We start from the raw sequence: 24,798 nt of genomic DNA on the forward strand, positions 1-24,798 counted from the left end.
CTGTTGGAGACTGCGACGAAATAAAGTACCGCTAATTTATTGACAAAAGCGGGTACTAATTTCCTCGCAGCTCCTTAGTTTCCGATATAACGGGCATATAAGGTTTTGGCACGGACCATATCTTCCGTTCCCTGCACAAGCACACGCCCATCGGGGAACAGCACGAGCCGCTCGCCTTCCGGCAGCTCGGCTTTCAGCAAATAAGCGTTATGCGTAAGCTCCACAGCAATCGGTTCCAGCCTTTGCCGCCACTGCTCCAAATGAAGCGGGGCGCCGCCAGAAATTTGCACGGTGCTGCGTCCACATAGCGAGACTGCCGCATCCTGCTCTGCCACCTGCAAAGCTGGATACTGCTTCAGCTGGCAGCAAGGGCACTGCTTGGCAGGCTCGCCCAGCTTCATCTCGAATGCGTGATTTTGCCATAAATCGAAGGTCATTAGGCTGTTTCTTCTTTTATCCGCAGCTCCGACCAAATATTTAAGCGCCTCTACCGCTTGGTAGGAAGCGACAATATCCACTACTGGCGAAATAACGCCGATCATATCGCAGGTTTGTCCGCCCGCGTCCGCTGATTGGATAAAGCAGCGCAGACACGGCGTAGCGCCCGGCACGAGAATGGCACTCATGCCCCGCGAGCTGACCGCCCCGCCATAGGTAAACGGAATGCCGCTGCGAAAGCAAGCATCGTTGAGCAGAAAGCGCGTCTGAAAATTATCCGTCCCATCAAGCACAAGGTCGATATCCGCCAGCAGCGCGTCGATATTTTGAACGGTGACGTCAGCGACAATCGCTTCGATTTTGACATCGGAATTGATTTTGCGCAGCTTCTTCTCGGCGGCAACCGCCTTCGGATAGCCATTCTCAACATCCTCTTCGTCGTAAAGCATTTGGCGCTGGAGATTGCTGCGTTCCACATAATCACGATCAACGAAACGGACGAGCCCGACCCCCGCTCTGACCATATGATTGGCCAGAACGGTGCCGAGCGCTCCCATTCCTATAATAAGCACAGCGCTTTCGCTTAGCTTGCGCTGCCCTGCTTCACCAATTGGCGTAAACAACATCTGTCTTGAATAGCGTTCGTCCATACGCCGTATTCCCTCCACCATTATAGGTTGCGGAATGCATCCTCCGCCTTGATCTCTTTCGTAAGCTGGCCATGCTCCTGCAGCCATGAAATGACATTGCTCCACGACTCCGCCGTCTGGCTGCCGAAAGCTTCGGAGCCCGCATCCATGAGCGGCAGCAATACCTGCAGGCTCTGCTTCTCGATCTCGGCATCGAGCGGATAATCCGCGCTTTGCTTGTCGAGCAGCACCTGAAGCGCCTCATCCGGATGGCTAGCCGTATATTCCTGCCCTTTAGCCGCAGCGTCGATAAACTTCTTGAACACTTCGCTTTTGCTGGCAACGCCATCCTCGCTCGCTGTCATCACAAGCTCGTAATAATCCGGCACGCCATAATCGGCAGGATTCAGCGCGATCAGCTTCTCGCCTTCCTTCTCCAGCAGCAGCTTCTCGTGGTTCACATAACCACCGATTATCGCGTCAACCTTCTTCGTCGTCATGGCCGGAATCAGGTCCCAGCCTACATCGATATAGTTCAGTGCTGACGGATCTCCGCCGTCGGTTTTCACCATCGTGTTCACATATGCTTCATCGAGCGGTATGGACGGATAGCCGATTTTTTTGCCGACCAAATCCTTAGGCGTCTTCACGCCGGACGATTCCAGCACGAACAGCTGGTTCAGCGGGTGGCGCACAAGCGAGGCAACCGATACAATCGGAATTTCCTCTGCGCGGGCAACGGCTACCTGCATTTGATAACTGATCGCCAGATCCGCCTTGCCTGTTGCGACCAGCTTAAGCGCATCATTCGTATCGGCTGGCACCTGGAGCTTCACATTAAGGCCGGCTTCCTTGAAATAACCTTGCTCCTCCGCCGCATACAAGAACGTGTGCACCGCATTCGGATACCAGTCGAGCAGCACCGTCAGCTCCTGCACACCTTCCTCGCCATTTGCCGTGTTTTTATTATCCGAGGAGCAGCCCGCCATAATGGCTAGCGTCAAAGCCAAACATGCTGCGACCCATGAGCTGCGTTTCCATTTGGAAGCTTTATTTTTCGTAAAAATACGATTCCCTTCATTCTCCTTACGCATAGACAACTTACCTCTTTCTTGTTCTATTATAGTATATAAAAGGCCATAAAGCTTGAGCGGCACTCCGCCTTGGGGCCCCCTTACCGGCCTACCTTCGATTCTTTCCGATAGGATAGACAGATTCGCTCAAGCGCCAATACGGCTAAAAATAACATAATGCCCATTGCTGACAGCAGCAGCACGCCGGAAAAAACACTTTCGCCGCGCAGCATATTCGCCGCCCGCTTCGTGTACATGCCCAGCCCCGCTTCGCCGCCCAGCCATTCGCCAAGCGTGGCGCCGCCGACGCTGATCGCCGCTGCCATTTTCAACCCCGTGAAAAACTCCGGCAGCGCCGAAGGGATTTTCCACTTGAGAAACAGCTCGCGCTTGCCTGCTCCCATCGTCCGCAGCAGTTCCCCGATATCCGGGTCCGCTGAGCGGAAGCCGTCCACCGTATTCATCGCAATGGGGAAAAAGGTGAACAGCATGACAACGGCGATTTTGCTGCCTATTTCATAGCCAAACCACATGACCATAATCGGCGACAGCGCAATAATCGGAATCGTCTGCGAGGCGACAACGAGCGGATATAGCGTTTTGCGTGCCAGAGATGAGCTGTCGATCCAGATCGCCGACAACGTTCCCAGCACGATTGAAATCGCCAGCCCAAGCAGCGCCTCGCCTAACGTGATGGCGAAATGCCGCGCCAGCAGCCCGCTGTTCTCCGCTATGGAGACGAGCACATCAGACAGCCGCGGGATAATATAATGGGGAATTTGGAATATTCGCGTTCCGACTTCCCACAAAACGGCAATCAGGAGGATGAACAGCACAACTGGCATATGCTTTTTGAAAAAGCGCTTCATCGGCTTCCCCCCTCTAAGCTGGCCGCTGTGTGCGCATGCCCGAAATGCCCGAGCAGCTGGCGTTTTAACGCCACAAATGGCTCGCTCAGCATCGTCTCGTAGGTACGTGGACGCGGCAGTGCCACCGGATATTCCACCAGCTCGGCAACCGGCGCCTTCGCCGCCACCAGCACCCGGTCCGACAGAAGGAGCGCTTCATCTATGTCATGGGTAATAAAAACAATCGTTTTGCGGTGCTGCTCCCATATTTGCAGCAGCCATTCCTGCATGCTGACTCTCGTCATCGCATCAAGGGCGCTGAACGGCTCATCGAGCAAAAAGAGCTCGCCGCCGCCCAGCAGCGAACGAAGAAACGATACCCGCTGGCGCATGCCGCCCGACAGCTCATGCGGATACTTCGCCTCGGTTCCGGCGAGGCCGAAATCCGGCAGCAGCTCCCGCACCCGCTGGCGCGCTTCCTTCTTCGGCGTCCCCGCCAGCTCCATGCCGAGCGCGGCATTATCCAGCACCGTCCGCCACGGCATAAGGCAATCCTTCTGCGGCATATAGCCGATCTTCGCCGCCTGCTGCTGGCGATTCACGCCGCCAATCGTAATCGTGCCGGCTTGCGGCTCCAGCAGTCCGGCCAGCAGCCGAAACAGCGTCGTCTTGCCCATTCCGCTCGCCGCAAGCACGCTGACGAACTCGCCCTGCTTAATATGCAGGTCAAGCCCTTCAATCAGCGGCGGCCCGCCGGGAAAAGCATACGTCAGTCCGCTGACGCTAAGGCCCGCTGGCTCGTTGCTTTCGCTATGTGCAGAAGCGGTCGTTCTCACTGCTGTTGCTGTTGCTGTTGCTGTTGCTGTTGCTGCTTCTGCTTCTGCATCTGCTGCGTCTGCTACTGCTGCTTCTAATGCTTCTGCTTCTGTCTCGCTTGCCCCCGCCGCCTTTTTAAGCCCCTGCTCTCCCGGCTGACGTTTCAATATGCTCACACTGGCCACTCCTCCCCGCGATATGCCATATCCCAAAATAAATATTCCATCTTCGATGTTATAACAAAATGCTCCTCCAGCTTCGCAAGCTCCCGCTCTGGAAGCCCTGCTGCCAATTGGTCCATTAGGCCAATGCACCAGTTCGTCAGCTCGCCGAACTCCTCCGAGCTGTACATGAGAATCCACTCCTTATAAAGCGGATGCTCCAATGCGCCCGGATATTCGGCGAAGGTTACGCCAATTTCGCGGTAGCTCCACATGCACGGCAGCAGCGCCGCTACAACCTCTGCGAGCGAGCCATTCGCCGCCACGTCAAGCATATATTTTGTATACGCGATATTGCTTGGCGCAGGCTGCGTGCCCTCAAGCTGCTCGCGCGTCACGCCAAAACGGTCGGCATACTGGCGGTGCAGCTCCATTTCCACATGCAGCGTGGAATGATACAGCCCGGCGAATTTGACCATTGTTGCCATATCGCCAGCTTTTATACTGCCGTAGGCGAACAGCTTTGCATAGTCGATTAAATAGACGTAATCCTGCTTGAGATAATAGATGAAGCGCTGCGGATCCAGCGTTCCTTCCCGCATTTCCACGAGAAACGGATGCTCGTGGCTTTTCTGCCATACTTCGCGGCTTGCCTGATATAATCTATCGCTAAATTTGCTCATCATGTCCTCCGGGCGCCGGATGAATAAGGATGCTGCGCTGCGTAAAAGCTTGGCCTCCGATCGCTGCGCTTCTCCAGCTCAAACCTTTCACGCAGCGAAGTCCTTTTTCATCCGGCTTTTTATTTAACAGAGAGTGATTCGCTCTCTCTTATATGCTCATCTCGTTTATTCAAATACATTGACTACAATAAAAACTGCTACTTTAACATTACTCTCATTAATCCGACTTATGTTCGAGGACTGACGTTCCGCTATATCCGCGATTTGGTCGATTTAGCCGATTTTGACGTCTCCGCGGACAGGAGATCCGCTATTTCAGCGATTTGGCCACTTTATTCTTGTTCGCGGACAGGAAATCCGCTATTCCATGAAAAACGGGGACTATATAGGCTTTTTGCAGCCAATAACTGCATCTGAGTCCGCGAGCAAGGCAAAATCGTTGTTTTTCACAAATTAACGGCTTCTCTGTCCGCTCGACAACTACAACCTACATAATGAACACTACACACTAAATGCTGCATACTGCACGCTACTCACTACACGCTACACGCTACTCGCTGCTCACTACTCACTACTCACTACTCACTACTCTCTACTCACTGCACGCTACTCATTACTCACTACTCTCTACTCACTACACGCTGCTCTCCGCTTCCGCTTTCGGGCGGTTGCACCAGTCGACGATGAAGCCGAGTATTACTTTTGTATAATAAATGAGCTCGTTGATGTCGATACTCTCGTCTACCGCATGGGCATGCTCCAGCTGCCCTGGACCATAAATGACCGTCGGGATGCCTTCCCTGCCGATCCAACCCGCATCGGTTACGCTTGGACTCATGCCAACCGCAGGCAGTACGCCAAGCACTTGCTGATGGCTTTGCTCCAGCACCTTGAGCCCCGACCACTGCCGGTTCAGCTCCTGCGAAGGGAAAATTTCGCCGCGCTCCTCTATCATCGAGCGCCCTCCCCAGCGGAAGGTTGGCGGATTGTGGCGCATCCACGGATCGCCCTGCGCCACGCCAAGCAAATGCTCTTCAATCTCGGACGCTATCGTTTCATAATCTTCATTCGGGTAAAAATGAACCGTAATCCAAAGCGAACAGCGGTCCGCGATAAAAGCGGCATGGCGCCCGCCTTCAATGACCGCAGGATTAATCGTATTGGAGCCGGGAGGAAAACCTTCATAAGATTTGCTCACGGCCCAGTGGCGCTCCAAATCTTGAAGCCCGGCAATCAGCTTTGCCATTTTCTCAATCGTGCTGGCTCCTTGAACGCCGCCTCCGGCATGGATCATGCGCGAACGCATGCCATCATGGAACGTCTCCGGGCTTTGCAAGGTAACCCAGCCGGTTATAACGCCGCCCTGTCCTTGAATCGCCAGCCCGCTCGTATCGGCGACGATGGCGAAATCCGCTTCGCAGCCGCGCTCCATACAAGCGCGAGTACCTGCCTCACCCGCTTCCTCGCCAATAACGGCTTGGAACAGCAAATCCCCCTTCAGCTCCACACCCGCTTCGGTCAGCAGCTTGCTTGCAAACAGCAATGCCGCAAGCCCGCCTTTCATATCGGCGGTTCCACGCCCATAGGCGCGTCCATCCTCCAGCAACAGCTTGAACGGATCATGCTTCCAGCCGCCGCTGTCGCCCACCTCGGCAACATCCATATGCCCATTGAGCAGCAGGCTGCGATAACGCTTGCTATCGGTGCCCCGTTTTACCGCTGTCACGTTTGGATCGCCCGGGTAAACCTCCCACAGCTCAGTTGCAAAACCGCTCGCTTGCAGCTGCTTCTCCAAAAACTGCTGGGCTTCCAGCGTATTGCGTGCCGGAGGGCTGACGGTTGGATACGCCACCAGCTCGGCTAACAGTGCGAACAGCTCATCCTGGCGCTCATCCACCTGCTGCTGCAATGCTTCAATCCACGCTTCTGTCATCTACTTTCTCCCCTTTCCTGAAGGAAAGCAATGCTCGCAGCTCGTCCAAAACACCGCCCTAGACAAAACCGCGTTTTTCTGCGGAGAAATACAAAAAAACCATTCGAGAATACACGAATGGCTACGTTTCGTTATGTTCTCTACGCCAGCATTACCTGGATCAGATTAACGGTCAGGAAAACAAGTTCCCTATCTCAGCCAGACTTTATCCAGCACCCGCATTTCGTATGAAATTAGTTTAACTATAACGGAATACTTGAGAATAGGCAACGGTTCTATTGTGATTGCAGCTGATTCCTTTTTTGGCAGGCTGTAGCCTAAGCAGCTGTAAGCTATAATGAAAATAGAATTTTCTTTATAAAAATTATATAACAAATGGAACGACAAATTTAGAAGGGAGTATTCTACCATTGAGAAGCGAACAGGAAATGATGAAGCTGCTTATCGATTTTGCTGCCAATGATTCGAGAATTGTACTTGCAACGCTCGAAGGCTCACGCACCAACAAAAACATCGTCCCTGATCTATTTCAGGATTTTGATGTTTCCTATTTTGTGACCGATATGGAGGCTTTCAAGGAAAATGAGGATTGGCTGAACAGCTTCGGAAAACGGATTATGATGCAGAAGCCTGAGGATATGGAGCTATTCCCGCCCGAATTAGGCAATTGGTTTTCCTATCTCATTATTTTTGAAGATGGGCATAAGCTCGACCTGACGCTAATTCCAATCGACGAGATAGAAGATTATTTTACGAACAGCGACGGTTTAGTTGAAGTGCTGCTTGATAAACAGTCGCTTGTGCAAAATGAAGTGCTCCCAACTGACCGTCAATATTGGACGAAGCCGCCAACCGCAAAAGAATTTGACGATTGCTGCAATGAATTTTGGATGGTTTCTACTTACGTTGTAAAAGGCCTGGCGAGGGAAGAAATTCTATTCGCGATTGATCATTTAAGCGAAATTGCCCGTCCTAATTTACTGCGAATGATGGCTTGGCAAATTGGCATAGAGCAAGGCTATTCCTTTAGCGTGGGGAAAAACTTTAAATTTATTAACCGTTACCTTTCAGAAGAGGATTGGGAAGCGCTGCTTTCTACTTATGCTGAAAATAGCTACCCCAACATGCGGCAGTCTCTATTCACCTGCTATGAGCTGTTTAGAAAATACTCTAAAACCGTGGCAGCAAGCTTTGGGTATGCATATCCCGACTACGATGAAGCCATCACCAAATATACAGAACGCATCTATAAAAAAGAGGGCCTTCTCTAAAGCAGCTTAACGCTACTCTAGGGAAAGCCCTCTTAAGCATGCTTATGGCTGTTACACCATGATTTTGCACATTGCGTTCGTAAATTCAACCGGGTCTTGAATTGGCAAACCTTCAATGAGCAGCGCTTGGTTGTACAGCAGGTTCGTGTACAGGCCGAGCTTCTCTTCATCGCTGGCGAAAGCGGTTTTGAGCGACTGCAAAATCTCGTGGTTGACGTTGATTTCGAGCACCTTGTCCGCTTTCACATTTTGGCTGTCCGGCATCGCTTGAAGAATTTTCTCCATCTCAATGGACACTTCGCCCTCCGAGGTCAAACATACCGGATGCGATTTCAAGCGCTTCGAAGCGCGAACACCGGATACTTTGCCTTCGAGAATCGTTTGCATTTTCTCAAACAGATCCTTGTTGTCAGTCGCTTCCGCCTCTGTCGTTTCCTCGCTCGGATCCGCTTCAATGCCAAGATCGCCGCTGGATACGGATTTAAATTCTTTATCCTTGTATTTCAAAATCACTTTAATCGCAAATTCGTCGATATCATCCGTGAAGTACAAAATTTCGTACCCTTTGTCCAATACCATTTCCGTTTGCGGCAGCTTCTCAATGCGATCAATGGATGCGCCCGAAGCATAATAAATGTACTTCTGATCTTCCGGCATGCGCTCTACGTACTCATCGAGCGATACGAGCTTTTTCTCCTTGGAGGAGCTGAACAGCAGCAAGTCCTGCAGCGTATCCTTGTTGGCGCCGTAATCGTTGTAGACGCCAAATTTCAGCTGTCTGCCGAAAGCTTTGTAGAACTTCTCATAGCTGTCGCGCTCGTCTTTGAGCAGGCTCACAAGCTGGCTTTTAATTTTGTTTTTGATGTTTTTGGCAATGAGGCTCAGCTGGCGGTCATGCTGGAGCAGCTCGCGGGAAATGTTCAGCGACAAATCCTCCGAGTCAACCATCCCTTTCACGAAGCCAAAATAATCCGGCAGCAGATCGGAGCACTTGTCCATAATGAGTACGCCATTGGAGTACAGCTCAAGGCCTTTCTCAAATTCCTTCGTGTAATAATCGAACGGCGTATGCTCTGGAATGTAGAGAATCGCGTTGTATACAACCGCGCCGTCTGCACTGATGTGGATATGCTTAAGCGGCTTGTCGAAGCCATAACGCTTCTCCATATAGAAGTTGTCGTAGTCTTCCTGCGTCAACTCGTTTTTATTTTTGCGCCAGATCGGCACCATGCTGTTAATCGTCTGCTCTTCAGAATACTCTTCGAATTCGCCTTCGCTGTCTTCCTTCGGACGTTGTCCGACAACATCCATCTTGATCGGATAACGAATGAAATCGGAATATTTCTTAATAATTGCACGCAGGCGATATTGCTCCAAAAACTCGTCGTAGCTGACTTCTTCCGCATTGTCTTTGATTTTCAGCACGATTTCAGTTCCGACGGTATCCTTCGTAGCCGGCACAATCGTGTAGCCGTCTGCACCTTCAGATTTCCATTTGAACGCTTCCTCGCTGCCGAGGGCACGGCTCGTTACCGTTACAACGTCCGCCACCATAAACGCCGCATAAAAACCAACGCCGAACTGGCCGATAATGTTATGGCCGTCCTTTGCTTCATTTTCGTTCTTGAAGGCCAGCGAGCCGCTCTTCGCAATAATGCCGAGATTGTTCTCCAGGTCCTCCTTGGTCATTCCGATACCTGTATCGGCAATCGTCAGCGTGCGCGCCTCTTGATCCGCCGTTACTTTAATATAATAATCCGCCTGATTGAATACCAATTGATCATCGGATAATGCTTTGTAGTAGATTTTATCAATTGCATCACTAGCATTGGAGATCAGCTCGCGCAAAAAGATTTCCTTCTGCGTATAGATGGAGTTAATCATCATTTCCAGCAATCTCTTCGATTCCGCTTTAAACTGTTTCTTGGCCACGAATAAATCTCCCTTCAATAATCATCATTATTAGGCTGCGTAAGGCTAAGTCTAGTTTAGCACTCTTCACGCCTGAGTGCTAATCCTAATTTTTATATACCATATATGAATTTGTAATGTCAACTTATGGTTAGCATCGGCTATCCCATTCGGCATAAAACTGCTCCAAGTAGGCTAGCATGAACTGATGCCGCGTTTCGGCAAGCTTTTTCCCGTAGGCCGTGTTCATTAAATCCTTAAGCTTAAGCAGCTTCTCGTAAAAATGGTGCACCGCCGTCGCTTCGCCACTCCGGTATTCCGCCTCCGTCATTTCCGTGCGGGGCCGCACATTCGGATCATGCAGCAGATGGCCCTTCGCGCCCGCATAAGCAAACGTTCGCGCAATGCCAATGGCGCCAATCGCATCGAGCCGGTCGGCGTCCTGCACAATCTCGCCCTCCAGCGTGCTCATCGCCTTGCCTCCGCCGCCCTTGAAGGACATCGTCGAAATGATTTCCATTACATGTGCGGAGTCCTGTGGATGGACGTTATGGTGCTCCAGCCAGCTCCGCACCTTCTGCAAGCCTGCGGCTTCGCTAGTGTTCAGCTTAACATCCGCGATATCATGCAGCAGCGCCGCCAGCTCGCATATGAACAAATTCGCCTGCTCCTCGCGGGCAATGGCCTTCGCCGTCTGCGTCACACGGCGAATATGCTGCCAATCGTGTCCCGTGTACTCTCGCTCCAGCGTCTGCCTGACGAACTGCTCGGCAGCTAATAGAATTGCCTCGTTCGCCTGTTGCTCTTGATGGTCTTCTAGTTGGTCTTCTTGATGTTTCTCTTGATTATCCTTCGGATTCATCGCCTGTCCATACCCGCCTTTCTCCTACCCATACGTCACCAGCTTGCAGCTTATATAACGTATCTGGTTGTCCACCCCATTGCTGCTTCTCCACATTATAAGCTCTGCTCTTGATACGCTTAACTTCCCGCACCGTTCGAAATCCTGATGCCAGATCATCGTCTAGCTCGGACTCATAATGAAACTCGGCATCTATATGGAGCTGCCAGGCAAAATGCTGCACGCCTTTGATTTTGTACAGCAGCGGAAGCTTAGCGAGACGTTCGTTTGCTGTAGCCTGCATCATCGTATTCTGCTCAAATGTGTGATCATAATAATGCAGCTGCTCGCCAATCGCCGTAACCACCTGCGAGGATATGAAACCCGGATCATACAGCCATATTTTTAAATAAAAGGGTTCGTTGCGCTGCTTTAATTGCTGATGCCACGCCTCATAAATATCCATTAGCGCTGCCAGCAGCAGCCGTGAAAACCAGACAGGCGGATTACGGCGAACGAGCCTATAGAAAGGGTCGATCCAAAGCTTCACATAATTCCTTTGATGATGGGCGAGATACTCCATATCCAGCCGCATATAGCGCTGCTTCCACTTCTCTATTTGCCGGACTCTGCGCTTCCAGCCTCTTATTTTTTGCTTATTTAGAAGCCCTTTTACCATCGTGCAGCTCGCCTCGCTTTACGCCCTTAATTGATTCTATTATATCGTTGCTTCCCTTATTTGGAAGCTGCTTTTTCGCTGTTTTTACAAAACTAGCTCCGTCCCTTGATCTGCCTTTAACAATCTATTTATATACTTAGAACGATTCTACATACGATCTTAAAAAAAGGATAAAGGGGATTTGTAAGCTTATGAAAACGGTTAAGCAACTTGTTCAAATGATGTCAGTCGCGACGATGCTCGCTGCCGGGACGGGCGCTTTCGCCCCTGCCGCTCTCGCTGCTGATGCGCCCGCTGGCGATTATGTGAAGCTGCGCCAAGCGATCGAAAATATGCAAGGCGAAGTAACATGGGACGCCGCTAGCCGCAGCGCTGAAATTACGGTAAGCGGTTTAAAAGCATCGTTCCCGATCGGCTCTTCTTCCGCAACGATTAACGGTGCCGCAACTGAAATTGGAAGCCCTTCTCTTTTAACGAAAAGCACAACCTATGTTTCCAAAAAAGCGCTGGACAGCCTGAAGGCGCAGCTCGTTCAGCAGCAAAATAAAACCGGCTTTGAGCTTGCCTCCTCCTTCCAAATGCCAAGCGAAAAAGCCGAAATCGCCGCTTCTACGCCAGACGGCAAGCGCCTGCTCGTTACTGAAGCGGACAATGGCAGCATTTCTGTGCTGGACATCGCGGACATTAACAAAGTGAGCGTGCTGAAAACCGTCAGCTTCCATGACCTTTCCGCAGATGCGGAAGTGACCAGCGTCACCGTATCCAAGGACGGCAGCTATGGATTGGCAGTCATCCGTACGGGCGATGATGTGAACAAAGCGAACAAAGGGCTGCTTGCCGTAGTCGATTTGGCTACCTACAAAACCGTAAAAACATATGAGCTTGGCATCGGCCCTGATTCCATCGCGCTTTCGCCGGACGGGCTGAATGCCGTGATCGCGATTGAGGATGAGGAGATTGATAAAGCTGCGGATGAAATCGATTTTAAAAATGCGAAGCGCCCTGGCAGCATAATGATTGTTACTTTTGCAGGCGGCGACCCGCTGAAGGGCGAGGTTGTGGATATTGCTACTCCTTTGGACGATGTAGAGGGAGCGATTTATCCGCATGATCCGCAGCCGGAATATGTGGCAATCAGCTCGGATAGCGCAACCGCAGCGGTTACGATGCAGGAAAACAACGCCATCGCGATTGTCGATTTAAAAACGAAAAAGCTCCTTCGGATTTTCTCGCTCGGTACGACGCAGCACAAAGCCGATTTAGAGGACGATGGGAATGTGCGGTTTACGCAGGATTTGACCGCCCGTTATGAGCCGGATGGCATTGCGTTTTCGCCAGATGGCAAATACGTGCTGACCGCCAATGAAGGCGACTTGGGCAAAAATGAATTTAAAGACGGCGTGAAGGCCGGCGGCCGCAACATCGCGGTATGGGATTTGGAGGGCAAGCGGGTATACGACAGCGCGAACCTGATTGACGAGGCGACAGCTAAAGTCGGCTTGTATCCCGATGACCGCAGCCCGAACAAAGGCAGTGAGGTCGAAAATCTGACCGTCGCGACAGTCGACGGAACAGCCCTTGCCGCAGTAGCGTCGGAACGCGCAGATGCAATTTTATTTTTCGATGTCGCTAATGCTGCCAGCCCTGTCTACCTCGGCTTGATGCCAACGGCTGGAGAATCGCCGGAAGGCATTCACCGCGTACAAGGACGCAGCTTGTTCGTCAGCGCGGATGAGAGCACGGGAACCGTAAGCTTTTACACGAATAAATAAGGGCAGCTGCACGCTGCACTTAGCAAAGCTCCTGTCATCCGCTTTAACAAGAAAATCCCTTGGGCGCTTGTATGTGCTCAGGGGATTTTTGGCTTTTAAAGCTATGCGTTGTCAAGGCATCCAAATTCGCTTGAAGCTGGAAGCCGCATCGGTGAAGGAAAGCTCGTACACGTCGGGATTGGATAAGGCTTCCCATTCCTCAAATCCGACTGCCTGATCCAGATGCTTGAGAAGCAGCGAAATGAGGTTGCCGTGTGAGACGATTACGGCATTTTTCCAGCTGCTATTCAGCACCTCGGTAACGACTTGAACGGCCCGATTTGTAGCGGTACGGCTGGATTCCCCACCCTCGTAGCATAAATCCATGTCCTCATAGGTTTGACGAAGCATTTCGCGCCAGTCTGGATGATTTTGACCTAATAAAACTCGCTCGGTTAACCGCTCATCCAGCTTTATAGGCAGGGCAGCGGCATCAGCTAATGGAGAAATGGTGCGGTAAGCCCGCTCAAAAGGGCTCGAAATGATTCCTTCTATCTGCTTGTTTGCTAAGAAAGCAGCCAATTGCTGCGCTTGCTCTATTCCAACTGCTGTTAATGGAGCGTCAGGCTCTTGGCCTTCTGCTTGGCAATGACGGACTAGATATATCGTTTTCATATGCGTTACTCCTTTATGTTTATACGGTTCCTAAAATGATCAAAGCACGCTAAACATGATAGTGTATAATGTTGGAAGGCAAATATTATGTTGTAAAGGGGTGTCCGTTCCTAATGGCGGAAAGAACAAAAGTGGTTGAAGTTGTTCCTTACGACCCAATGTGGAAGGAGCAGTTCCAGCAAATCAAGAACATGATTGAAGGATATATTGGCGATCTAATTTTAGGCATTGAGCATGTAGGAAGCACCTCTGTGGAAGGACTGCCGGCGAAACCGATCATTGATCTTGATGTGGTGGTGGAAGATTACAGCGTGCTGCAAGCCATTGTGGAGCGTCTGGCCAAAGAGGGCTTCGAGCATCAAGGCAATTTAGGAATTAAAGGGCGGGAAGCTTTCAAACGGACGTTTCCGGACAATTTTATGAAATACCATCTTTATGTATGTCCCAAAGACGGCAAAGGTTATCTGGAACATATTGCTTTTCGTGACTATCTCCGCTCCAATGAAGCAGCCCGGAGGGAATATGGATCGTTAAAGGATAAGCTGGCTGATCAGCATCGCCATGACATTGACAGCTACTGTGACGGAAAAACCGAATTTGTGACCACAATTCTGCAGCAAACCCTTTATCGATGAAGCACTCCATAAAATAACCCTTTACCCGGCTATTCCGGCATTCTCAAGGAACTTATATGCTCACTATCCTTGTAGAGTGCCGGAATACATACATCTTCTTGCAAATCAGCTTTGCCGCTCTCCTAATATTTCAATCTCCACATCGGCGGCGGAAATAATAAGCGCATCCAATGAATCAAATAGGACTCTAAGCTCGAAACCCCCGTCAATCGTATACATTTCATCATAGAGCCACCATGTATTTTCAGGGAGATCAGGAAGCTCCAGCTGCTTGACGCCGTGAAATGTGATTTTAATATCCGTAAAATAATGATAACAGCCGCGACAGTCCAAGTTTAGAATGAACGTTGTTTCATCGGGCCGATCGTAGGTGATGACTTTGGCATCGTGAAGCGTATTTTCGAATAGCTTGACCGCATTGGGCGGAAGCTCGTTTTTAATCGATTTATAATAGCTGTTATAGGTCTCGGCCAATTTACGCATGCGATCATCATACTCCTGCTTCCACTCCTTCGCCATTTCCTTCAATTCAGGAGGCGGGTAAATCGTATTCAACGTTCCGTCGTGAATGTAAGGATGGAACGGTTCAGGAAGGTATTTTAATAGATGTTCTTTTTTCTCCTCCAACGAGTCTCGCTGCATCCCCAAGTAGTCTACACCTTCTGAACGATAGTAGGCCAGCTCCTCCTCCCACTGCTCCTCCGTTTCCGGAAAAATAAGAAATGAAGCAATCTGCATGAGTTCATACCATTCTCTTGTGCAAAATTTCATAGGGGTCCTCCTTGGTTACTTGTGATTGTTATGGTTTAAAATTGCGCACTCTGTAAGGATTGCGACGGGCTGTAGGGATAACCCCTATAGCTCCTACAGAGTTTCTATCCACGCACTCCGTACGGAGTGCAACACGAAAACGACCCGGTGCTTGGCTGGGCTGTGTCGTTTCAATCCACGCGCTCCGTACAGAGTGCGACGCGCCATTGTACGAAGGCGATCCGGGATATAGCACGTTTCAATCCACACACTCCATACGGAGTGCGACCGCCGCGATAACGGATTTTCCGTTACTGGCAGACTGTTTCAATCCACGCACTCCGTACGGAGTGCGACGCGAACTATCTGCCCAAGTCCGCAGCATCGATTCAGTTTCAATCCACGCACTCCGTACGGAGTGCGACTGTCGTTAACAGGTATAGGGGTTTGGCAAAGAAGTTTCAATCCACGGACTCCGTACGGAGTCCGACCGTTCTTTGGCAAGAGCTTGACCTGAGTCGCAAGACGTTTCAATCCACGCACTCCATACGGAGAGCGACATGCTCCTCGACGATGTCAGGGCCGCCGCCTGCCGGTTTCAATCCACGCACTCCATACGGAGTGCGACTAACCTCTTTAGCAGTCTGACCGCCGCCAAGAAAGTTTCAATCCACGCACTCCATACGGAGTGCGACCTGAGCGTCCGTCTCGATCCCATCCACCCGCAGGTTTCAATCCACGCACTCCATACGGAGTGCGACGGCTGCGATTATTGCCAGCATTACTGCCACTCCCAGTTTCAATCCACGCACTCCGTACGTAGTGCGACGCGTAGCGCATTTATTTTTGGCTTTATTTTGTCGTTTCAATCCACGCACTCCATACGGAGTGCGACTTGATCTTGGCATCACGTCTACAAATGCAGACAAGGCGTTTCAATCCACGCACTCCATACGGAGTGCGACAACATGTACAGCGTCCGCAGCAAAGACGGCTATAAGTTTCAATCCACGCACTCCATACGGAGTGCGACGATTAGGCTTAAGGGCGGTCGGCTACCTCTCGATAGTTTCAATCCACGCACTCCATACGGAGTGCGACATGTTGACGTAAACTCAATGTATCCATATGTCATGTTTCAATCCACGCACTCCATACGGAGTGCGACGTGGCAAGATTGCAACGTCTATGTATACCTTGCTGGTTTCAATCCACGCACTCCATACGGAGTGCGACATCAACAACTTACGGACATCCTTATTGCTCTCCAGTTTCAATCCACGCACTCCATACGGAGTGCGACGGTTCTATCATTATCGGTCTAGCGCTATGGGCAGTTTCAATCCACGCACTCCATACGGAGTGCGACTTGACTAGCGACCGCATCGAATAGCTCTCAGGCTGGTTTCAATCCACGCACTCCATACGGAGTGCGACAGCGAAAATACAAACAATTGATTCCATCATGGCATCAATTGTATATATTTTCAAGATCATCCATACGAACAAAGTCTAAACAAAGTATTGACTTTTCCCAAAGCCCTTCATTTCCGTCATGATTCGACAAATTTTGAGGTGCGAATCCCCTAGGGTTTTTATGGGAGCTTCCGATTCGCACCTGTATCGGCATAACCTTTTTTCACTCCATCGAACGATGGATCATCAGCCACTGCTTGGCAAAATCAACTGCCTCTTTCAGATCAAAAAGCCGGCACTCGGCGCTGCCTACCGCGCCTTTTTGCACGGAGCCTTCATAGTCGTAGCACTGCCCAATCTGTGCAAAATCTGCCGAATCATAGGCGAAATCCGTAAACCATTTCCACACTCGCTCGTCCCCTTCATAAATAGCGGTTCCCAGCTGTTTCGTCGGAAGACGCTCACTCATCGCTTCAGCCAGATGAAAGCTTGTGCAGGATTCATACCCCGTCCCCAGCATCAGCACCTTGGCGCCCAAGCCGTACAGCTTCCCAAGTGGTGACGCCATGCCAAATTGCGGACTTAGCATATGCTCGGATGTAATAAGCTCCGCATACTTGCCATTGGCGCAAAAAGAAACCTGCGGATGCGCTGAACGCACCGTAGCCGGAAACGTGCGAAACAACTCGGCAATACGCCCCATTCCCCGCGTTGGCGACAAAGCCGGATCGAAAGCCGGAAGCTCCCGATAAATCGTCTCATACCACTCCTCTGGAACTGGCGGATTGCCCCATTCGGCGGGATCGCTCCAATCTCCGCTTTGCGCAGGCATAATTAATGTGCCTTCATCCCCAACCGCCTGCATAAGCGCCTGCACCATAGCTTGCGGACCACCGCATACCCAGCCCAAGCGCGACAAGGAGGCGTGCACCAGCACGGAATCGCCCTCTCGAACGCCTAATCTTCGCAAGTCCTGAACGATGTTGTTTATCGTAATTGGCCTTTTCTGACTGTTGATCAACTGCTGTTCTCTCACCTTTGTGCCCCCTGCTTCTACCTTTGTGCTTTAATCATAAACCGCTCTGCGTTCGTCTTGATGCCTCTTTCCGACTTATTGTCCCTAATGAACGCTTCTAATCGCTCAAAATCTTCCGGCTGCCGCCCAAAATTCGGAATAATCGGCGTATGCTTAAGCAGAAAAATCAAATCCTCCGCCGTCTCATAAAACTCCGCGACGTTCCACTCCATAACCTCAATCTTCGTAAAGCCAGCTTCCGTCAGCTCCAATATATACCGCTCCTTGAGCGAGCCTGGCATCTCCCCATAGGCTTGCCCTCTTCCAAACGCCTGCTTTAGATTAAGCTTATCGTTCTCGCTCACTTGCTGCGTCAGAAATGTACCGCCGTTCTCCAGCACACGAGCTACCTCCTGCGCATTAAAGGCGGAATGCCTGCAAGAAACAATCTGAAAGAAGCGGTCTGGAAAATCCAGCTTGTCCGCATTCATTGGCAGGACGCGAACGTTGCTGCGCCCGGACTTCGTAATATTTTTCATTGCGGTGTCGACCATGCCTGTAGATAAATCAATGCCCACCAGCAGCAGGGCACAGTCCGCAATTGATAAAATAGCTTCCCCGCCGCCTGTACCAATATCGAGCAGAAGATCGGTTTTTCGGCTAAGCTTGACGACCTCCTGATACAAGTCCCACTTCGCTTCCTCCGACATACACTTCAGCCTGCTGAAATCCCAGCCATTGCTCGCTCCAACCTCATTATAAAAAGCCTCATAGTCAATTTGATTCATTATGATTCAGCCTTTCCTTAAAAATCCACATTTACCCATGCGTGCATAAGTGTCTAAAAGACAGCTTCTTTGTAAATTGTAACATTTTAGGGTGTGTTTTCGTAGTAAGGAGTATATAAAAGGCTGCTGCGCGCTATTGCAGGCTGATCCTTGTACCCGGGGGGAAATTGCGATGAGAAACGAAAAATTAGTTCTTGTGCTGTCGCTATTTTTAATTTTTGTCGGTTTTACCGCTATTCTTTTTGGCTATTGGGAAGCCTTGCAGCCGAAAACAGGCCCCGTTGGCAACGGAGCCACATTACCGACCTTCCTTCAAATACTCCCCTCTATTCTAGCCATCGTGACGGGTATTCTGAATCTAGCCCACATCGTCTATCGCCGTAGGAAAGCCTATTTTAATAACAAAGACAATCAAGAGAATAAGGATCAAAATCCCTCGTAGAAAAAGGCAGCTATACCAACACGCAGCTTGCTAGTAGTCTCCTACTTCGGAAGCTGCGCAGCATAGCGCTTGCGCAGCGCATGGAGCCGATCCAGCTGATTAAGCGCCTGCTGGCCTTGCCGCTTCGTCACAGCTACCGTCAAAGCATCCACCAATGCAACGGGAGCCGTCATCGAATGAAAGCCCTCCAGCTCCCCCCGATCCAATTGCAGCACAATATCACTCTGCTCCAACATATCCGAGACGAGCAAATCCGTGACCAGCACCGTTCGATAACCCGCCGCCTTGCCCTGCTCCAAAATAACCGTCAGCTCCGGCGACCGCCTGACAAAGCCAAACATCAGCACGACATCCTCTTCCCCAGCGTGAGACAACGTTTCAAACAGCTCGCTGCCGCTTGCCTCCATCGCCATCACCTGCACGCCGATCCGATTCAGGCGGAATTGCAGAAGCGCAACGAGACAGACCGCCGCCCCCGAGCCAAAAATATAAACTTTACGCGCAGCATGAATGGCCTCCACCGTCTGATGAAACGCTGCCCGCTCCACCCGCTGCTTCGTGACCGCAACATTATTTGCAGCTATGTCTAATATTTCGCCCACAACATCGGCCGCTTCCGAATCGACCTTATTTAAAATCTGCTTCATTTTATGAGCAGGGGTAGCATGTTCATTTTGCAGCAAATACTTCTTGAAGGCCTTCAAATTGGCAAAACCAATCGTAGCCCAAAAACGCGAAACGGTCGCCGTACTGACCCCAACCGCCTGCGCAATGTCCTCCTCCGTGCAATAGGGAATTTGCGCAAGCGCGCCCGCTACATAATTGGCTATCGCCTGCTGGCTTTTTGACATTTTGTCCAAATCCATTTTGATATTAATCGGTACCATGATGTGCCCTCCCTGTGCCTGTGCCTGATCCTGTGCCTGTGCCTCAAAAGCAGGCTTTCATCAGCAGTATAGCATTCGCTGCAGCTTTATGAAAGTTTTTTATCACAAATTAATTTATGAAAATTATTTTACACAAACGAAATAATTCGTTGATGATGCGTTAACAGTTCCTCTATATATTGAAAAAGAGTTCGCTGCTGCACTGAGGCAGGCGAAGCGAATTTCGCCTCAATCCCATTTTGCTTAGGAGGAATTAAACGTGACATCCGCGCTTAAACGCCGTTACGAATTGACGCAATCCCAGAAGCTTATGGTGTTCATACTGGCTATGTCGCTTTACGGCATTTCCAATATGTTCTCCGAGCTTATCCCCGAGCTCAAGCTTGGGCCGATTGAAATCAAGGTCGAATATTTTGCCTTTATCCCGCTCACTTTATGTATTTTGTTCAACCCGCTGTATGCCGCGCTTGGCGCTTCCTTCGGGGAGATTATTTTCGGAGAGCTGCTGCTCGGGCAATTCGGCGGACTCGGGGAGCTGGAAAAATTCATTGAGTTCTCCCTCGCCATGTATGTTGCCGGACTGCTCGTCAGCGACCCCCGCAACCGCAAGCAGCTTGCTTTAGCTTCCTTCGTTGCAGTAGGCATTGATCAAATGCTCGGCACGATTGTCGATGTCGGCAAAGTTTGGTTTGGGATTGAGGAATTTGAAGCGGTGCCGGGGCTGCCAGAAAGCATTTTGCTCATTGAAGGCCTTAGCTTCCTGAACGCCATGGTCATTACCGGCATCTTCTTCTCCCTGCTGCCAACGCTGTTTCTCGTACCAAGACTCTATGGAAAAATCGAGCCGCTGCTCGGCATGAAGCCGCGCGACAGCCGGGTTCCGCTCTCGCTTGGACAGCTGATGACGCCGCGCTTGCTTATTACGGGCATTTGCTTTTTCTTCCTTGCGGTCGTCGCCGAATTTCTGGCCGAGTCAGATATAAACTTCGCCGTCTGGGAGCCGGAATTTATTGAGCAATATGGCAGCGGCTATATGTGGGTGAGCATCGGTGCCGCAGCGCTCGTTCTGATCGTCACCGTTGCATTCGCGATGCGTTCCAAAGCAAAAACTATCCAGAAGCCGGGGGATATGAAGCTTTGAGCAACCTACAGCATCATAATGCCGCAACGATGACCTCACGAGCTGCTGCCGCTGCGACTACAGCTCCTATTATTGAAATGAACGACGTTTGCTTTCAATATCCTGGTGCTGAGGGGATGGCTTTGCACGATATAAAGCTGACGATTCAGCCTGGAGAATTTATCGCCATCGCTGGGACGAATGGGAGCGGCAAATCGACGCTCTGCAAATGCTTGAACGGCCTTATTCCTAATTATTATGTTGGCGATTTGAGCGGATCGATTCGGGTAGCTGGCATGGATGCCGCAAACGAAACGGTGTCCTCCCTTTCGCGGAAGGTGACTTACGTTTTTCAGGATTTTGAAAATCAGCTCGTGCGTCCGACTGTGTACGATGAAGCCTGCTTTGCACCGCTTAACTATGGCTATGCGGACTATCGCCAGCGCGGCGAAAGGGCGCTTGCCATGCTTGGCCTTGAGCCGTTGCGCGACCAATGGATTTGGCAGCTTAGCGGCGGGCAGAAGCATATGACTGCGCTGGCAGGCGCGCTCGCTCTTGATCCCGATGTGATCATCGTGGACGAGCCCGTCGCCCAGCTTGATCCTTATCATGCCAAGCTGATCTACGATAAGCTCGCCATGCTCAACAAGCAATACGGTAAAACGATCATCGTCATTGAGCATCATACTGAATTTATTGCCGATTATTGCGATAAAGTCGTATTGATGGATAGCGGCACCATCCGCTGGATCAAGCCTGTACAGGAGGCGCTGTCCCGCGTCGATGAATTGGCAGCGCTGAATATTTTGCCGCCGCAGGTCACCTTGGCGGTGCGAAATTGGGAAGCCCGGCGCGGGCAAACAGCGGCAGCAACGGCAGCAGCTCCGCTATATCCAATTACGCTGGCGGATGCGGAGGTTTATTTTCAGAATGATGCGGAAGCAGTGGCTGTTGGCAAAAAAGATATTCAGCTGCAAGCCGCTTTTCCGTCTGCTAGGCAGGCTGGGTTTATAGCAAAGCAGCAATCGCAAGCTCTTAGTCATTCCGACAATTCAAGCTCAGCGCGGGCAAAGGCTTCGGATGCGGCGTCACCGCAAGAGTTGATTCGCTTCGAGCATGTATCCTACGGCTACAAAACAATAACGCGTGCGCTGCATCCTGTTGTTCGCGATCTGAATCTTTCGATTTACGAGGGCGAGCGAATTGCGCTCGTCGGCAACAATGGAGCGGGCAAATCGACACTGCTTAAGCTTATTTCCGGCATCCGCCGTCCCAATAAGGGCGAGCTCACCGTTTGCGGCCGCTTAACGAAGCGCCATTCGCCCGAGCAGCTGTCTGAATTCGTCTCCTTCATCTATCAGCATCCGGAGGAAATGTTTATTGAGGATTCGGTGCGCAAGGATGTGGAGTTTTTCCCGAAAGCCCGAAATAAAGCGGGATATTCAGCCTTTACCGATGAAGTGCTGGAGCGGCTGCGGCTCACCGAGCTTCAGGATCGCGATGGCAGATTGTTAAGCGGCGGGCAGCAGCGGCGAGCTACCCTTGCGATTGGCCTCGCGATGCGTCCTACGGTGATGCTGCTCGATGAGCCGACGGCAAGTCTCGATGCTTCAAGCCGGCGCGAAATGACCGCCATGCTTGCCGAGCTGGAGGATCAGGTCAAAGCGACGCTGATCGCCACCCACGATATGCAACTTGTTGCCGAATGGGCGAATCGCGTCATCGTGATGCATAACGGCCAGGTGCTGCTGGATACAGATACGCGTTCCTTGTTCCGCGAGCTTCACGTGTTGGAGCAGGCCGGACTCATTCCGCCGCAAATTACGCTGCTCAGCGATCGGCTCGGCCTGGAGCCGCCGTGTCTGTCCGTTGACGAATTGCTTTGCCGCCTGACTGGGGCTGCATCTGCGGACACATCAGAGCAGCTGCCTAGAGAGGAGGCCATCACGAGTGGAAGCCATTAAACAAAATTTGATCGACAAGCTCAGCGTCGAGCAAATCAAAATCGAGCTGATGCGCACCGCCTTCGGCCGCCAATCTACTTTTTTATCGCGCTTCGACCCGAGGATTCTCATCATCTGGTATTCTTTTTTCGCTATAGCGCCTTGGTTCATTCATAACAAATTCATTCTGCTGGGGCTGCTCGTGCCAATCGTCGCGCTCACCTTGTCCTCCAAGGTCAGCCCGCTCGTCCTCATCATTATGGGCATTGGGCTCGTCAGCGAAATCAGCTACATTCTGCTCGGTTCGCTGCTCTTCGGCGGAAGTCTCGCCAGCTTCTGGCCCCTCATGACACTTACGCTGAAAATATTGCTCATTTCACTCGCCAGCATTGCTGTTTTCTCCAGCATGGACCCCGAGAAGCTGAGCGATGCGCTGCTTAGTCTAGGCATGCCGGCGCAGTTCAGCTTCGGCGTATCGTATGGCTACCGAATGCTGCCGATTCTAATCGAGGAATATCACAACATTATTCATTCCTTCCGCCTTCGTGGACGCTCGCCGCAGCGGAAAGGGATTTTCGGCTGGCGCTCCCTCGTCTACTTGGCGACGATTAGCGTCCACGCCTTTTATCCGCTCATACTGAATACGGCGAAGCGCACCCGCACAACGGTTGAAGCGCTGGAGGTGCGCGGCTTTACTTATTCCTTAGTCAGCCCGGACGCGAAGAAGCTGAAGCTCGCCTATTTGCGCATTCGCCCATTGGACTTTGTATTTCTCGGCTGCTCCCTCTGCTATATGATTGTGCTGGCGGTAGCAGGACAGCATTTTTCACTATAAAATTGACTATCGAAACGGAAACGGAGACCTCAGCTATATGATGAATCTTGATTTGCACACCCACGGCAAGCTATCGAAAAAAACACATTTTTCGCTCGACTATTTTGCCGCCATGACGGCTGAAGCGATTGAAAATGGTCTAAACGCCATAGCGTTGACCGAGCATTTTAACACGCTGAATTATACCGATATGCTGGATCAGCTTGACGCAGCCTTCGCCTATCAGGACGATTATTATGATGTGAATGGACTGAAGGTGTTTACGGGTATGGAGGTAGATGTTGCAGAGCGCGGGCATATTTTAATCATAGGCAATCGCTTGTACCTGCGCGATTTGCGCCAGCAATTGGAGCCCTATGCGGAAAAAGGCAGCTTTATCCCTTTTACCGAGCTGATGGATCGTACGGAGGATACTCCTGTGCTGCGGATTGGCGCGCATCCGATGCGGGAGAGCAATCCGCTCACGCAGTACGCGGCTGAGCAGCTTCTGCGGCTTCACGCGTTGGACATTAACGCGAAGGACTTGTATCAATATGGACCCGCCATGGCCGATCAGGTTCGCCAGCTTGCGGCTGAAATCGGCTTGCCCGCCTGCGCAGGCAGCGACTCCCATCAGCCGCTCCAGTTCGGCAGCGTATGGAACGTGCTGGAGCGGGAATGCCGCACCGCCGCCGAGCTGCGCGAAGAGCTGCAACGCGGTCGCTACTCCGTGGAAATTTCACCTTGCCTCAGCGTCAAGGTGAAGGCTGCGCAGATGATGAAGGAGCTTTTGAAGAAGACGATGACGGTGGAATAAGTAGAGGCTTTTAGTATAAATAGGCTGCTTCCGCGTGGATGATACGACGCGGAAGCAGCCTGTTTTTTTCAATTTAAATGAATGTGCGCTTAGTAACTCGGATTTGTAGTCGTTCGGGAGGCGTATCAATTCACGTATTTCGTTCGGAGTGCGACCCGAAAGCTCATCGAGCTTGACATAGAGCTGCAGTTTCAATCCACGCACTCCATACAGAGTGCGACGGAAGACAAAAGCTTTTGGTTGAAGGCATATAACGTTTCAATCCACGTACTCCATACGGAGTGCGACTGAGTTCAGGCATGGTGTTCGCCAGCCCGCTTATGTTTCAATCCACGCACTCCGTACGGAGTGCGACCATCAATATGTTGTTAGACTAAAAAGTAGACACGTAGAACCGAGAATCGGATAAAATAGACCTATCCAAATTCGAGGTGAACGAAGTGACAAAGAAACATTATGATC

General features: G+C 51.1%; 22 protein-coding genes and 1 CRISPR repeat array. Of the genes, 8 read left to right on the forward strand and 14 right to left on the reverse strand.

Annotated elements, in window-relative coordinates; translation table 11 throughout:
• Positions 1–74 precede the first annotated feature (74 nt).
• From ASF12_RS14645 to ASF12_RS14670, 6 genes are all read right to left on the reverse strand, one after another.
• A complete protein-coding gene (locus ASF12_RS14645; RefSeq protein ID WP_056035920.1) occupies positions 75–1,088 on the reverse strand; it encodes a ThiF family adenylyltransferase in 1,014 nt (337 codons plus the stop codon).
• 20 nt (positions 1,089–1,108) lie between these two features.
• Positions 1,109–2,161, reverse strand: a complete 1,053-nt coding sequence (locus tag ASF12_RS14650) for an ABC transporter substrate-binding protein (protein WP_081418821.1) — start codon at positions 2,159–2,161, stop codon at positions 1,109–1,111.
• An 80-nt stretch (positions 2,162–2,241) separates the two neighbouring features.
• The gene (locus tag ASF12_RS14655; protein WP_056035922.1) at positions 2,242–3,009 is read right to left on the reverse strand and encodes an ABC transporter permease; all 768 of its coding nucleotides are present in this window, start codon (positions 3,007–3,009) and stop codon (positions 2,242–2,244) included.
• Positions 3,006–3,980: an ABC transporter ATP-binding protein gene (locus tag ASF12_RS14660; protein WP_235533166.1), complete on the reverse strand. Its 975-nt coding sequence runs from the start codon at positions 3,978–3,980 to the stop codon at positions 3,006–3,008. Before ASF12_RS14660 ends, ASF12_RS14655 begins: the two co-directional genes overlap by 4 nt.
• On the reverse strand, positions 3,977–4,648 hold the full coding sequence (gene tenA / locus ASF12_RS14665) for a thiaminase II (protein ID WP_056035925.1): 672 nt from the start codon (positions 4,646–4,648) through the stop codon (positions 3,977–3,979). The genes ASF12_RS14660 and tenA overlap by 4 nt, the downstream gene beginning before the upstream one ends.
• A 634-nt stretch (positions 4,649–5,282) precedes the next feature.
• A complete protein-coding gene (locus ASF12_RS14670; protein ID WP_056035927.1) occupies positions 5,283–6,581 on the reverse strand; it encodes an acetylornithine deacetylase in 1,299 nt (432 codons plus the stop codon).
• A gap of 410 nt (positions 6,582–6,991) precedes the next feature.
• Here ASF12_RS14670 and ant(6) point away from each other — a divergent pair, with 410 nt between their 5' ends.
• A complete protein-coding gene (ant(6), locus tag ASF12_RS14675) occupies positions 6,992–7,852 on the forward strand; it encodes an aminoglycoside 6-adenylyltransferase (RefSeq protein WP_056035930.1) in 861 nt (286 codons plus the stop codon).
• 51 nt (positions 7,853–7,903) lie between these two features.
• Here ant(6) and htpG read toward each other — a convergent pair whose 3' ends face one another.
• From htpG to ASF12_RS14690, 3 genes are all read right to left on the reverse strand, one after another.
• Positions 7,904–9,784, reverse strand: coding sequence for a molecular chaperone HtpG (gene htpG, locus ASF12_RS14680; protein ID WP_056035932.1), 1,881 nt, complete (start codon positions 9,782–9,784; stop codon positions 7,904–7,906).
• 130 nt (positions 9,785–9,914) lie between these two features.
• Complete coding sequence (locus ASF12_RS14685; RefSeq protein ID WP_081418823.1) at positions 9,915–10,625, reverse strand: HD domain-containing protein; 711 nt, start codon at positions 10,623–10,625, stop codon at positions 9,915–9,917.
• Positions 10,609–11,283 (reverse strand): hypothetical protein, encoded by a 675-nt coding sequence (locus ASF12_RS14690; protein WP_056035934.1) that lies wholly within the window; start codon positions 11,281–11,283, stop codon positions 10,609–10,611. The genes ASF12_RS14685 and ASF12_RS14690 overlap by 17 nt, the downstream gene beginning before the upstream one ends.
• Positions 11,284–11,474: 191 nt before the next feature.
• Between ASF12_RS14690 and ASF12_RS14695 the strand changes: the two genes are divergently transcribed.
• A complete protein-coding gene (locus ASF12_RS14695) occupies positions 11,475–13,055 on the forward strand; it encodes a stalk domain-containing protein (protein WP_056035937.1) in 1,581 nt (526 codons plus the stop codon).
• A 111-nt stretch (positions 13,056–13,166) separates the two neighbouring features.
• Here ASF12_RS14695 and ASF12_RS14700 read toward each other — a convergent pair whose 3' ends face one another.
• On the reverse strand, positions 13,167–13,709 hold the full coding sequence (locus tag ASF12_RS14700) for a histidine phosphatase family protein (RefSeq protein WP_056035939.1): 543 nt from the start codon (positions 13,707–13,709) through the stop codon (positions 13,167–13,169).
• Positions 13,710–13,822: 113 nt separating this feature from the next.
• Between ASF12_RS14700 and ASF12_RS14705 the strand changes: the two genes are divergently transcribed.
• A complete protein-coding gene (locus tag ASF12_RS14705) occupies positions 13,823–14,344 on the forward strand; it encodes a GrpB family protein (RefSeq protein WP_056035942.1) in 522 nt (173 codons plus the stop codon).
• 105 nt (positions 14,345–14,449) lie between these two features.
• On the opposite strand, the gene ASF12_RS14710 is transcribed toward ASF12_RS14705, so the two are convergent.
• The 3 genes from ASF12_RS14710 to ASF12_RS14720 all read right to left on the reverse strand — a co-directional run bounded on the left by ASF12_RS14710 (position 14,450) and on the right by ASF12_RS14720 (position 18,313).
• Positions 14,450–15,115, reverse strand: a complete 666-nt coding sequence (locus ASF12_RS14710) for a DUF4085 family protein (RefSeq protein WP_056035944.1) — start codon at positions 15,113–15,115, stop codon at positions 14,450–14,452.
• Between the two features lie 100 nt (positions 15,116–15,215).
• Positions 15,216–16,531: a CRISPR direct-repeat array (repeat unit 33 nt; unit sequence GTTTCAATCCACGCACTCCATACGGAGTGCGAC).
• Between the two features lie 202 nt (positions 16,532–16,733).
• Entirely contained in the window at positions 16,734–17,546 is an 813-nt protein-coding gene (locus ASF12_RS14715; protein WP_056035947.1) for an aminoglycoside N(3)-acetyltransferase, read from the reverse strand.
• 17 nt (positions 17,547–17,563) lie between these two features.
• A complete protein-coding gene (locus tag ASF12_RS14720) occupies positions 17,564–18,313 on the reverse strand; it encodes a class I SAM-dependent methyltransferase (RefSeq protein WP_056035950.1) in 750 nt (249 codons plus the stop codon).
• A 172-nt stretch (positions 18,314–18,485) separates the two neighbouring features.
• On the opposite strand from ASF12_RS14720, the gene ASF12_RS14725 reads away from it, so the two are divergent.
• Complete coding sequence (locus tag ASF12_RS14725) at positions 18,486–18,755, forward strand: hypothetical protein (RefSeq protein ID WP_056035953.1); 270 nt, start codon at positions 18,486–18,488, stop codon at positions 18,753–18,755.
• Between the two features lie 41 nt (positions 18,756–18,796).
• Here the strand turns inward: ASF12_RS14725 and ASF12_RS14730 are convergent, their stop codons facing one another.
• Positions 18,797–19,642 carry a MurR/RpiR family transcriptional regulator gene (locus tag ASF12_RS14730; RefSeq protein ID WP_056035956.1) on the reverse strand — a complete coding sequence of 282 codons (846 nt, stop codon included), beginning with the start codon at positions 19,640–19,642 and terminating at the stop codon, positions 18,797–18,799.
• Positions 19,643–19,901: 259 nt separating this feature from the next.
• Here ASF12_RS14730 and ASF12_RS14735 point away from each other — a divergent pair, with 259 nt between their 5' ends.
• The 4 genes from ASF12_RS14735 to ASF12_RS14750 are packed head-to-tail and all read left to right on the forward strand — an operon-like array spanning position 19,902 to position 24,336.
• Complete coding sequence (locus ASF12_RS14735; RefSeq protein ID WP_235533167.1) at positions 19,902–20,783, forward strand: cell division protein FtsQ; 882 nt, start codon at positions 19,902–19,904, stop codon at positions 20,781–20,783.
• Positions 20,780–22,726 carry an ABC transporter ATP-binding protein gene (locus ASF12_RS14740; RefSeq protein WP_063892565.1) on the forward strand — a complete coding sequence of 649 codons (1,947 nt, stop codon included), beginning with the start codon at positions 20,780–20,782 and terminating at the stop codon, positions 22,724–22,726. The genes ASF12_RS14735 and ASF12_RS14740 overlap by 4 nt, the downstream gene beginning before the upstream one ends.
• A complete protein-coding gene (locus ASF12_RS14745) occupies positions 22,713–23,540 on the forward strand; it encodes an energy-coupling factor transporter transmembrane component T family protein (protein WP_056035958.1) in 828 nt (275 codons plus the stop codon). The genes ASF12_RS14740 and ASF12_RS14745 overlap by 14 nt, the downstream gene beginning before the upstream one ends.
• A 37-nt stretch (positions 23,541–23,577) precedes the next feature.
• A complete protein-coding gene (locus ASF12_RS14750; protein WP_235533168.1) occupies positions 23,578–24,336 on the forward strand; it encodes a PHP-associated domain-containing protein in 759 nt (252 codons plus the stop codon).
• Positions 24,337–24,798: the final 462 nt, after the last annotated feature.

It is taken from the genome of Paenibacillus sp. Leaf72 (genome assembly GCF_001422685.1).
Classification (GTDB): Bacteria; Bacillota; Bacilli; order Paenibacillales; family Paenibacillaceae; genus Pristimantibacillus.